At 37.0% G+C, this 12020-nt stretch carries 9 protein-coding genes and 1 pseudogene; 6 read left to right on the forward strand and 4 right to left on the reverse strand.

The window, feature by feature from the left end:
- The first annotated feature begins 511 nt into the window (after positions 1–511).
- From ACH63V_RS14415 to ACH63V_RS14430, 4 genes are all read left to right on the forward strand, one after another.
- Entirely contained in the window at positions 512–1843 is a 1332-nt protein-coding gene (locus tag ACH63V_RS14415; protein WP_396463885.1) for a DcaP family trimeric outer membrane transporter, read from the forward strand.
- Between the two features lie 185 nt (positions 1844–2028).
- Complete coding sequence (locus ACH63V_RS14420; RefSeq protein ID WP_396463886.1) at positions 2029–3678, forward strand: phosphoethanolamine transferase; 1650 nt, start codon at positions 2029–2031, stop codon at positions 3676–3678.
- A 14-nt stretch (positions 3679–3692) separates the two neighbouring features.
- A complete protein-coding gene (locus ACH63V_RS14425; protein WP_004746055.1) occupies positions 3693–4367 on the forward strand; it encodes a DNA-binding response regulator PmrA in 675 nt (224 codons plus the stop codon).
- Positions 4368–4392: 25 nt separating this feature from the next.
- On the forward strand, positions 4393–5727 hold the full coding sequence (locus tag ACH63V_RS14430; RefSeq protein ID WP_311070071.1) for an ATP-binding protein: 1335 nt from the start codon (positions 4393–4395) through the stop codon (positions 5725–5727).
- Here the strand turns inward: ACH63V_RS14430 and ACH63V_RS14435 are convergent.
- From ACH63V_RS14435 to ACH63V_RS14445, 3 genes are all read right to left on the reverse strand, one after another.
- Complete coding sequence (locus ACH63V_RS14435; RefSeq protein ID WP_263614478.1) at positions 5724–6419, reverse strand: phosphatase PAP2 family protein; 696 nt, start codon at positions 6417–6419, stop codon at positions 5724–5726. The two genes, ACH63V_RS14430 and ACH63V_RS14435, sit on opposite strands and share 4 nt — an antisense overlap.
- 259 nt (positions 6420–6678) lie before the next feature.
- Entirely contained in the window at positions 6679–7866 is a 1188-nt protein-coding gene (locus ACH63V_RS14440) for an ammonium transporter (protein WP_263614477.1), read from the reverse strand.
- Positions 7867–8170: 304 nt separating this feature from the next.
- Complete coding sequence (locus ACH63V_RS14445; protein ID WP_304456709.1) at positions 8171–9055, reverse strand: LysR family transcriptional regulator; 885 nt, start codon at positions 9053–9055, stop codon at positions 8171–8173.
- Between the two features lie 116 nt (positions 9056–9171).
- Here ACH63V_RS14445 and ACH63V_RS14450 point away from each other — a divergent pair, with 116 nt between their 5' ends.
- Both ACH63V_RS14450 and ACH63V_RS14455 read left to right on the forward strand, forming a co-directional pair.
- Entirely contained in the window at positions 9172–10077 is a 906-nt protein-coding gene (locus ACH63V_RS14450) for an AEC family transporter (RefSeq protein ID WP_396463887.1), read from the forward strand.
- A gap of 128 nt (positions 10078–10205) precedes the next feature.
- Positions 10206–11222, forward strand: coding sequence for a molecular chaperone DnaJ (locus ACH63V_RS14455; protein WP_396463888.1), 1017 nt, complete (start codon positions 10206–10208; stop codon positions 11220–11222).
- 198 nt (positions 11223–11420) lie between these two features.
- Here the strand turns inward: ACH63V_RS14455 and ACH63V_RS14460 are convergent.
- A pseudogene (locus tag ACH63V_RS14460) lies at positions 11421–12020 on the reverse strand (hypothetical protein); the annotation flags it as partial.

The raw sequence follows: 12020 nt of genomic DNA on the forward strand, positions 1-12020 counted from the left end.
CTTAAATCAGGTTAAGTCATGCTGAAAAATTGTACTTGTACCTTTAGTCATTCTTTTGAAAATGTATATTTTTAGCTATTCAAATGGCTTATTAATTGTGCCATCTTGTTTGGGTAGCGAATGGAAGCTAGAAGGAGAAAAAGGGATGCGAATAACAAGAAAAATCATGTGAAACCATCAGGACAGCAAAAGAATCTTTAATTAGATTGTATATTAGCCTAAAGTCTAAAAAAGAATAATGAAATAATGATTTAATCATTCTATAAGATAAGAGAGTTGTGTAGGATTCGTTACAACATGAAGTCAAGGTAAAAGTTCTGTAAACAAAAGTCTGTTTTAATTCTTTTGATTTGGGAATTTTAATCTTACCCAGCGTTAAAATTGGTTTTGATTGCGGTAATAAAATTAATGCAATCAAATTTGGAGGATAGTTGGTTTTTTTGTGCTCAATGGTCACACGAATCAACTTGGCATGGACAAGCAACATAAAATATATTTTTAGGAGTTTTTGATGGATCTATTCCTTAATCGTAAATCGTTTGTTGTTAAAAGTTTAGCTATTACAGTAACAGCTTTAATGATGAGTGGGGCAAATGCGGCAACCTCTGAAAAAGAGGAAATTCAAAAACTTCGTCAAGAAGTTGAAGCTTTAAAAGCATTAGTTAAAGAACAGCGCCAAGTTCAACAGCAACAGCAACAAGTACAGCAACAACAGCAAGTACAGTTAGCTGAAGTTAAAGCACAGCCTCAGCCTGTTGCTGCGCCAGCTTCTCCATTAGCAGGTTTTAAATCTAAAGCTGGTGCTGATGTGAACCTTTATGGTTTTGTTCGTGGTGATGCTAACTACATTATCGAAGGTGCGGATAACGACTTTGGCGATGTTAGTAAGACTGATGGTAAAACAAAAGATAAATTACGTTCGACTGCTAAAACTACACGTCTTGGTTTAGATTTTAATACACCTGTTGGCGATGCTAAAGTTGGTGGTAAGCTCGAAGTTGATTTTGCTGGTTCAACAACAGATTCAAATGGTTCATTACGTATTCGTCATGCTTATGTGACGTATAATGACTGGTTATTTGGTCAAACGACATCTAACTTCTTATCAAGCCATGCACCAGAGATGATCGACTTCTCGACAAACATTGGTGGTGGTACTACACGCGTTCCACAAGTACGTTATAGCTACAAATTAGCTCCTGCAACTCAATTGTTTGTTTCAGCGGAGAAAGGTGATAGCTCTGGTCTTACTGGTAAAAAAGATACAGATGGCAGTTGGGTAAGTGACAGTATTAAATATAGCTTACCAGTATTAACAGCTAAGATCACTCAGGGTTATGCAGAGGGTAAAGGTTCTGCATCAGCTCGTGCTTTAGTTGAAAACTATAAATCAAAAGCTGGTGGTGATAACCAAACTGGTTGGGGTGTTGCTGTTGGAACCGACTTTAAAGTATCTGATCCTTTAAAACTATTTGCTGATGCATCGTACGTTGTAGGGAATAGTAACTATTTATACGGTAGCAATAAAGCTTATACCATCGTAAATGGTGATATTGAACAAAATAAATTTATTGCTGTACAAGTAGGTGGTACTTATAAAATTTTACCTAACTTACGTACTACTTTAGCGTATGGTGCTCAGTTTGCTGATGATGGCACTGATTATGCAAAAGCATATACTGCGGGTAACGAGAAAGTACAACAAGCATGGATCAACTTCATCTATACACCTGTTAAGCCAATTGACTTAGGTCTTGAATATGTCAATGGTAAACGTGAAACGTTTGCTGGTAATGATTACAAAGATAACCGTATTGGTTTAATGGCTAAATATAGCTTCTAATCTCTCATAGTTTTTCATCTGAAAAAGTCGAGGTTCAAGTTAACCTCGACTTTTTATTTGTACTTAAGTTAAATAACACTAAGCCCATTAAAAATGGTTTATACCGATCATTCTATTATTTAAGTCATTTTTAAGTTTCAATTTTTACATTAGAAGATCATAAAAAAAGGTCGTAGTAACCAGAGATGCTGAGTTTTTTTTCTAAATTAAGAAATAAGCAGATTTCCCTGTTTATGTTCAACGTCATTATAGCCATTTGGTTAGGAGCAATTCTAAATATTGGTTTTTATAAGAAAGTTCACCTGTTGACGCCATATTTAGGTATAAAAGCAACCTTATTCTTAGCCGCGACTGTAGTGATTGTTGTTGCTACCTATTATGCAGCTTTACAAATTTTAAACTGGAAATGGACAGCCAAAATTTTTGCCATTTTGTTGGTATTCATTGGTGGATTTAGCTCGTATTTTGTAAATACTTTAGGTGTAATTATTTCACCTGACCAGATTCAGAATATTGCTCAAACAGATGTCGCAGAAGCCACAGATTTACTCTCTTTACGTTTTGTGCTCTGGACGATTTTCTTTGTTGTTTTACCTATATTTTTGATTACTCAGGTAAAACTCAAATCAGAAAAAATACTTCCGCTTTTGCTTAAAAAAGTCCTTTCAATCGCCCTTGCATTTGCCGTTGTGGGCGGATTGTTGTTTGCTTACTATGTTGATTTTGCAGCAATATTTAGGGAGCATCGTGACTTGAAAGGGATGATTTCTCCTCAGAACACCATTTCTTCGGTCATGTCTTATTATCGTAAAAAAGCACCTAAGAAAAATCTTCCTCTTGTGAAGTATGGTGAAGATGCTCATCAAGTCCAACAAACTCAAAAAGATTTACCTAAACTTATGGTACTTGTGGTGGGCGAAACTGCACGTGCAGAAAGTTTTTCACTGAATGGTTATGCGAAAAATACAAATCCAGAGCTTTCTAAACAAGATATTTTAAACTTCTCTCAAGTGAGTTCATGTGGTACTGCAACAGCGGTTTCTGTGCCATGTATGTTCTCTGGTATGCCACGTGCTGATTATGATGAGCAATTAGCGAGTCATCGTGAAGGATTGCTTGATATTGCAAAACGTGCAGGCTATCAAGTCACTTGGATTGATAATAACTCGGGGTGTAAAGGCGCATGTGATCGCGTTGAACAATATCAAATTCCAGAAGATTTAAAGCAAAAATGGTGTAAAGATGATGAATGTCTTGATGACATTCTGATTGATAGCTTAAAGCAATATTTGGCTTCTATTCCGAAAGATGATAAGCGTCCACGTTTAGTTGTATTACATCAGATGGGTAGTCATGGGCCAGCATATTACAAGCGTGCACCTGAGAAATATCAACCATTTAAACCAACTTGTGATACTAATGCGATACAGGGTTGTTCACCAGCCGAGCTGATAAATAGTTATGATAATACAATCGTCTATACTGACCATGTATTAAGCCAAATGATTAATATTTTAAAAGAAGTATCAAATTATCAAACTGGTTTCTGGTATTTATCTGACCATGGTGAGTCAACAGGCGAACATGGTATGTATTTGCATGGTTCACCTTACTCAATTGCACCAAGCCAACAAACACATATCCCAATGATTATGTGGTTCTCAGATGGCTGGAAACAACATAATCTTGCTCAAGTAAATTGTTTAAATCAACAAATTAAACAAAAGTTAAGTCAGGATAATTTATTCCCAAGCTTATTAAGTATGTTGGATGTAAAAACCCAAGTCATCAACCCTCAACTGGACATGTTGCACTCTTGTGCCAATGTAAACTAAAGCGAGCCTAGAACATGACAAAAATCTTGATGATTGAAGATGATTTTATGATTGCAGAATCAACGACTACGTTGCTGCAATATCATCAATTTGAGGTGGAATGGGTCAATAATGGTTTAGATGGTTTGGCCCAACTGGCAAAGAATAAGTTTGATCTCATTCTTTTGGATTTGGGATTGCCCATGATGGATGGTATGCAGGTTTTAAAGCAAATCCGTCAAAGAGCAGCAACGCCTGTCTTAATTATCTCTGCGCGTGACCAGTTGCAAAACCGTGTTGACGGTTTGAATCTGGGTGCAGATGATTACTTAATTAAGCCATATGAGTTTGATGAGTTACTTGCTCGCATTCACGCATTATTGCGCCGTAGTGGAGTAGAGGCTCAACTTGCGAGCCAAGATCAACTATTACAAAGTGGTGATCTGGTTTTAAATGTTGAACAGCATATTGCAACCTTTAAAGGGCAGCGTATTGATTTATCGAATCGTGAGTGGGCAATTTTGATTCCGCTTATGAGTCATCCGAATAAAATTTTCTCGAAGGCTAACTTGGAAGATAAGTTATATGACTTTGATAGTGATGTGACTAGCAACACGATTGAAGTATATGTTCACCATTTGAGAGCCAAACTAGGTAAAGACTTTATTCGAACTATTCGAGGGTTAGGTTACCGTCTAGGGCAATCATAATTTAAGAATTCGGGACTTTATGAACGTGCATTATTCATTAAAAAAGCGATTACTCTGGGGCACCTCAATTTTTAGTGTCGTCTTAGGTTGTATCTTAATTTTTAGTGCTTATAAAGTTGCACTTCAGGAAGTCGATGAAATTTTAGATACTCAAATGCAGTATTTAGCGGAAAGAACAGCAGAGTATCCTTTAAAAACAGTGAGTAGTAAGTTTGATTTACATCGAACTTACCACGAAGAAGATCTATTTTTAGATATCTGGGCTTACAAAGACCAAGCGAATTTATCTCATCATCTTCACTTACTGGTTCCTCCTGTTCAACAAGCTGGTTTTTATTCACATAAAACCGCTGAAGGTGTAGTCCGAACATATGTTTTACCGTTAAAAGACTATCAAATTCAGGTCAGTCAACAAGAGCGGGTTCGTGAAGCTTTCGCGTGGGAGCTTGCGGGCAGTATGTTCATTCCTTATCTAATCATTTTACCTTTTGCGATATTTGCCTTGGCCGCTATTATTAGTCGTGGTTTAAAACCAATAGATGACTTTAAAAATGAGTTAATGGAACGAGATTCTGAAGAGTTAACACCGATTGAGGTGCATGATTATCCTCAGGAGCTTTTACCTACCATTGATGAAATGAACCGCCTGTTTGACCGTATTTCTAAAGCACAAAATGAACAGAAGCAATTTATTGCAGATGCTGCTCATGAACTACGAACACCTGTTACTGCATTGAACTTACAAACCAAGATTTTGCTAAGTCAGTTCCCTGAACATGAGTCGTTGCACAACTTAAGCAAGGGATTGGCACGTATTCAGCATCTGGTTACGCAGCTTTTGGCATTAGCAAAGCAAGACGTAACGCTTAGTATGGTTGAACCTACAGGCTATTTTCAGCTTAACGATGTGGCTTTAAATTGCGTTGAGCAGTTGGTTAATTTAGCCATGCAAAAAGAAATTGATTTAGGCTTTGTTAGAAACGACCCTGTCGAGATGCATAGTATTGAACCCACTGTACATTCGATCATTTTTAACTTAATTGATAATGCAATTAAATACACACCGCATCAGGGCGTTATTAATATTTCAGTTTATACCGACCCAGATAACTATGCGTGTATTCAAATCGAAGATAGTGGTGCAGGTATAGACCCTGAAAATTACGATAAAGTACTTAAACGTTTTTATCGAGTGCACCATCATTTAGAAGTAGGAAGTGGTTTAGGTTTATCAATTGTAGACCGTGCCACTCAAAGACTTGGTGGAACTTTAACTCTCGACAAGAGTTTAGAACTTGGTGGTCTTTCAGTCTTAGTGAAGTTACCTAAAGTTTTACATTTACATGAAACAAGAGCTTAAAGCTCTTGTTTTAATTCTTTCTCAAATTCAAAGCGATGAATACAAATCGCGTAAAATAAAATATTGACTGCCCAAACAACCCAACCTGTCCATAAATTATGACTTAGGAAATGTGCTCCTCGCATCATTTGTGCCCAACCCATCATAAATCCTAATAAAATGCCTGAGAATAAATAAAAGTAAGCACGTTTAGGTTGTTCAAGACGATAAACAAAATAACCGGTCATGATGATAAAACCAGCGCTAGCATGACCACCTGGAAAACAATGACCATGTTTCGCAGTAAAGTCCCAAATATAGCCACCTAAGCTGTTAGGATGAACCATATTCCAAGGGCAGGCATGAGCAGATTGTGATTTTAATAAACCCACAATACCGCTACCAATCATACTGACAAAAAACATATAGCCGTATTGCCAGCGATATATTTTTAGCTTTTCTACTTTAAATGAAGCAAGCCAGAGACCAAAAAACATAACATAAACCGCTGTAATAATATCTTTTACGATTTGATGATTAAGCTTTTCGAGATACCAATTTTCTCGATTAAAAAATTGACCTGTTGAATCAATCCAAGGTTGGATGAGGTACATATCAATTTTTCCACCCACTGGAAATACAAATAAAAGTATAAAAAAACTGACAGCAAGAAAAATGAGTTGAAGCTGAAAGAAATGTTTTTGTTGATTCATTGTGTTGTAACATCAATTTAAGCGTGAATTGAGGGCATTACATAAAATAAAACTTAAATTGTTCTTAAACTAAACAGGATTTCATTTATAAATCTTAAAATAATATTAAAATTAATATATTTTTCAATATTATAAGCTGGTTGTATAGAGATTTAAAAGCACACTTTTTAATCAATAGTAACTATTTTTATTTAAAAAGTTTTATTTATATTAGGCAATCAGAAGCAGGATATTTAAACCCTGCTTCATAATCGCTGAATTAAAACATACCTTCTTCAGAGTTCGCAGAGATTTTATGAATAGATAAATCTGCACCTCTAAACTCATCTTCTTGAGATAAACGAATACCAATAGTTGCTTTAAGTATGCCATAAACAATAAATCCACCAGCAAGTGCAATTGCAATCGCTAGAACTGTCCCGATGAGCTGAGAGGCAAAAGATACACCACCTAAACCACCCAGCCATTTTTGACCAAACAGACCTACTGCAATACCACCAAATGCACCGCATACACCATGTAAAGGCCAAACACCTAATACATCATCAACTTTGAGTTTATTTTGAGTGTAGGTAAATAGGTATACGAACATGGCACCAGCTGCACCACCAATCACAAGTGCACTAATAGGGTGAACAATGTCAGACCCTGCACAGATTGCAACTAAGCCAGCAAGAGGACCGTTATGTAAGAAACCGGGGTCATTTCTCCCAATTGCATTTGCTGTAATGGTTCCGCCAACCATTGCCATAAGTGAATTAATAGCAACTAGGCCAGAAATTGCATCAAGACGTTGAGCACTCATTACATTAAAGCCAAACCAACCTACAATCAAAATCCATGAGCCAAGTGCCAAAAATGGAATAGAAGATGGTGGGTGAGCACTTACGCGACCATCTTTCTTATAACGACCAGAGCGAGCACCTAATAAAATAACTGCAGCAAGTGCAATCCAACCACCCATGGCGTGTACCACAACTGAACCTGCAAAGTCGTGAAAAGCTGCGCCAAAAGTTGTTTCTAACCACTTTTGTAGACCGTAGTTACCATTCCAGACCATACCTTCAAAAAAGGGATAAACCAGACCAACTAAAGCGAGCGTTGCAATTGCTTGCGAACGCATTTTGGCGCGTTCAGCAATACCGCCGGAAATAATGGCAGGAATTGCCGCAGCAAACGTCAGTAAAAAGAAGCAACGCATTAAGTTGTAGCCATGATCACTTGCTAGAGCTGTACCATCATGGAAGAAATGCTGGCCATACGAAATGTAGTAGCCAACAAAGAAATAAGCGATTGCAGAAAGGGCAAAGTCAGTCAGAATTTTACTAAGCGCGTTCACCTGATTTTTATGGCGAACGGTACCAAGTTCCAAGAATGCAAAACCTGCGTGCATGGCAAGAACCAAAACTGCACCAAGTAATAAGAAAAATAGATCTACATTTTGCATAGCATGCTCGAAAAAAGTGCTAAATTCCATTTTGGAACAAATCTGGGTCTGTAAATTGCACCAAAATAGATTTAAGGAATCTAAAAACCTAAGTTTGTCGAAACAAACTCAATTGCATAAAAGTGAATATGCAATAAGCGCACCAATTTGGATTAAATAAGGAGTTTTTGGCGATAAATGGTGCGTCGATCTAGTTAAAGAGGGGCAGTTTTGGCGCTTTTTACGTTATAAGTCATCTAATGCGCTTATAAATTGACCTGAAAGAGTTCGTAATCAAGTTTTAAAATGAATCATCCATTTTTAATTAATGATCTGACCAAACCGATTGCGCGACTTCAATAAAAGCTTTTGCAGCGGGACTCATGTGCTTTTTATTTTTGACTGCAAGACCAATAGAACGTTTAAGGTTCGGTTTAAAAGGGCGTTTAACTACATTTGGATAGAGTGAGAGTAATTCTTTGGTAATCACCATATCAGAGACAATCGAAACCCCTAACTGGTTGTGAACCATGCTGACGATACTTAGAATTTGTGAAACATAAAATTTGATATCTGGTTTCACATTAAAGTTTTTTAAAATTAATTCGACCTGATGTCTACTACCTGCCATTGTCATAATAAAAGGGCAGTTTTCTAGTTGTGCTGGATCAATATAAAGTTGCTGAGCGAGTGGGTAACCGCTTGGAATTAAAGCAACAAAACGATCTTCAATTAATGGGAATGTATCAAAACGCTCATCTGGCATAATCAAAAAACCAACCTCTATGCGCCGTTCCAATAACCACTGAGTAACTTCTTTATCTTCACCTTCATCAATATAAATTTCGATTTTAGGATAGCGCTGCCGAAAGGTTTCTAAAATTTCAGGCAATAGATAAATAGAGGATGATGCCCCAAAAGAACCAATACGTAATGTGCCTTCGTTTAAACCGTGGATGGCAGCTACTTCTTTTTCTAAGGTATCGGAAATACTCAATAGCTCTTTTACATGCGTAAGTAGCTGCTGACCTGTCGTGGTGAGCTCAATATCGCTTTGAGTTCTTGAAATCAGGTTAATGCCCCATTGTTGTTCTAATGATTTAAGTGCATGGGAAACTGCCGACTGTGAAATTCCCAGCTTTTCTGCTGTAGCAGTGAAGCTTTTTAGTTCAGCAATGAGTGCGAAAATTTCAAGCTGGGTAAATGTCATGTTGTATTTGTTATGAGTAAAAACTCATTTTATCATGAGTTTTCATTATCTTTAATATATGAGTAAGCCAAGGTCATTGCCAAAACAGCAAGCCTCAACAACACTCGAGTAAAGAAATGAATAGCATTGTTTTATCTCTTTTTCCCTTAGTTGCATTAATTGCATCGGGATACTTATTTAAAAAATATCGTTTTTTTAGCGATGAGTTCTGGGCTGGGGCAGAGAAGCTCAATTACTATATTTTATTTCCTGCTTTGCTTTTTAGTACGCTATCGACTGCAAAAATTGACTTACAAAGTTTGAGTACAGCCATTATTGCGATGTTGATTGTGATCTTAGCTGTGACCGCCTTTTTATACATACTCCGAATGTTTTGGCACATACCACCTGCACGTTTTGGTGTGCATGTACAAAGTATGGTTCGCTTTAATACCTATATTGGTTTGGCTCTAGTGACTTCGCTTTTTAAAAGTGAAGGAATGGCAATACTGGCGATTTTATTGGCGCTTTGCATTCCTCTTGTGAACGTTATTTCGGTGCTTGCTTTAACCTCTAAAGAACACATGGCAATTAAACCTGTTTTGATTGCACTCCTTAAAAACCCTTTAATTGCATCGTGTGTAGTCGGGGCAGCAGTCAATGCACTTCATATCCCAATTTGGGAAGGCTTTACTCAGTTTATTAAGCTTTTTTCAATGTCGAGTTTGCCGCTAGGGTTGTTATGTGTTGGCGCAGCTTTACAGTTTATGCAAATTAAAAAAGACATTGTGGTATTGGCAGCAGACACTTTTGCGCGACTTTTAGCAGTGCCTGCTTTGGCTTACGCGGTCTGCATGTGGTTTGGTTTACCAAGCTTACAAACGCAAATTTTAGTCATTTTCTTTGCGCTACCGACTGCTTCAGCTTCATACATTTTAACCAAAGTTTTGGGTGGTGATAGTCAGCTCATGGCAGCCGTGATTAGCTTTCAAACTCTATGTGCTGCCGTGACTTTGCCATTAGTGATTTGGTGGATCTCTTAATGTATAAACTTTAGTTAAGTCGTATTGTATTTTCTAAAAATGAATAAGCTGATTCTGACTTAAAGAATGTCTGACTACCTTACTCATCTGATTATTGCTACACTTTTTTCTTTTTCAGGTGGATGAGTATGTCCTTTGATCTTAAAGTGAGCTTGCAGCAAAGGTCTGAACCATCTGCACAGCAGAAAAAACTGAATCGCCTGATTGATAAAATAGAACAGCAAAAAGTTAGCCTGAGCACATGGCAAAATGCACAAGCTGAGATTCAACAGCACATTCGGCAAAAACTGATGCCTGTGTATAACGATTTGCATGAAGTGCTATTTCAGCAGCTAGAGCAACTTTGGAATATGCTGCATAGCCATGAGTTTTCCAAAGCAGACATACAACAACTAGATGAAAAAATTGCCCAGCTTGCACAAATGTTGAAGCGCTCCAAAATGCTCTCTACTGAACAGTCGGAGCTAGTGAAGCAGATTGATACTTTTTATCAGCAACATGTACAAGAGTCGGTAAAAAAGAATAAAAAAGCTCATTCAATAAAATTTGAATACGAAGTAAGTGCTGAGCAAAGTGCAGAGTTTGAAGAAGACTTTGAACAGTATGCTGCTGAGCAACAACAAGCGCGGGAACAAGCCAAACAGCAAAGACAGCAACAGAAACGTGAACAAGCCGAGCAAATGGCAACGCAGTCACTCAAAACAGTCTATTTAAAAATTGCCGCGATGATTCACCCAGACCGTGAGCAAGATGAAATCAAAAAAGAAGAAAAAACTAAGTTGTTTCAACAAGCAAGTCGGGCCTATGAAAAGCAGGATTTGTTTTATTTACTCAAACTCCAGTTACAACTTGAACAGAATAAAGGGGTTGGTGCTAAAGAGTTATCTGCTGAGCAGTTGCGGTTTTATAAACTGGCTTTGGATGCACAAAGTCAGCAGCTTGAAAGCCAAATTGCTGAGATTTTGGATTCTTTTCAGTTAGCGAAGAATGTGAAAGCAGAGCATGTGCATATTAGTGATGTTTATAAAGCTGTAGATACTGATTGTGCTGAGTTAAAGCAGCAGGTGAAGTGGGAAAAGGAACGCTTAAAGCATATGAAAAAAGTGAGTGGAGTGGAGATGTTGTTGGGGCATGGGGTGCTTTAATTTCTTTGCAAAGCAAAGCTCACTGATATATGCACCTCATGGCAGCAATAATTAGGTTTTAGATTTATTTGCTGCTGTGACTTTGTCTGTGTTGATTGAGAGGTGCATATTTTTTGGAGGAAATAAGAAAGCACCCAGAAGAGTGAGTGCGGTTCAAAATTGTAGAGAAATTTTAAATTAATTGCCAGTCTATTGTTCTTATTGCCATTTTATCTGAATTGCTTCATTAGGAATTTCAACTTTGTCTTTAATAAGTTGCCCCTTATTTTTAAATTCATATTCAACCAAAGCATTCCGTCCAAAACCACGCAAAAGAATTTTTGAATCTTTAAGTTTCACATAGTTATCTGAATCACTATCAACTATAATTTCTGAAGGGAGTAAATCTATTTGCTCCTTTTTGACATAAAATATAGCATTTTTATCATTTTCTTGGAGTGAGCTAGTTGCAAAATTGGTTAACTTTTGGCTGCTTGTAAAATGACTGTAGATTATGAATGGTATAATAGTCATAAATATCAAAGCCATAACCATTTGAATATGTTTGTCATTGTCTGGTATATCAGTCCTTTTTTTTGTTTTCTGAAAAATATAGATGAATCCAGACGTAAATATGCCACATAGAATAAATAGGAAGAAACCAAAAATACTTGTTTCCCAGAATATAAAATAAAACAATATACTAAATGCTAGGGCAAAAAGTATGCCTATGGATATCATAAGTTTTTCATAAAAATCAAATGTTAAAGCATCCATTGTTAGAGTGATGATTGTTTTTGAAATAATTCGGTCAAGAAA

Origin of the sequence: Acinetobacter sp. ABJ-A23_2 (assembly GCF_044538765.1) — a bacterium.
GTDB classification, from domain to species: domain Bacteria; phylum Pseudomonadota; class Gammaproteobacteria; order Pseudomonadales; family Moraxellaceae; genus Acinetobacter; species Acinetobacter nosocomialis_A.

Bases quoted from the DNA above. Each gene is read 5' to 3' on its own strand.
- ACH63V_RS14445 (WP_304456709.1), bottom strand. From the start codon at position 9,055: ATGACATTTACCCAGCTTGAAATTTTCGCACTCATTGCTGAACTAAAA.
- ACH63V_RS14450 (WP_396463887.1), top strand. From the start codon at position 9,172: ATGAATAGCATTGTTTTATCTCTTTTTCCCTTAGTTGCATTAATTGCA.
- ACH63V_RS14435 (WP_263614478.1), bottom strand. From the start codon at position 6,419: ATGAATCAACAAAAACATTTCTTTCAGCTTCAACTCATTTTTCTTGCT.
- ACH63V_RS14425 (WP_004746055.1), top strand. From the start codon at position 3,693: ATGACAAAAATCTTGATGATTGAAGATGATTTTATGATTGCAGAATCA.
- ACH63V_RS14415 (WP_396463885.1), top strand. From the start codon at position 512: ATGGATCTATTCCTTAATCGTAAATCGTTTGTTGTTAAAAGTTTAGCT.
- ACH63V_RS14420 (WP_396463886.1), top strand. From the start codon at position 2,029: ATGCTGAGTTTTTTTTCTAAATTAAGAAATAAGCAGATTTCCCTGTTT.
- ACH63V_RS14455 (WP_396463888.1), top strand. From the start codon at position 10,206: ATGTCCTTTGATCTTAAAGTGAGCTTGCAGCAAAGGTCTGAACCATCT.
- ACH63V_RS14440 (WP_263614477.1), bottom strand. From the start codon at position 7,866: ATGCAAAATGTAGATCTATTTTTCTTATTACTTGGTGCAGTTTTGGTT.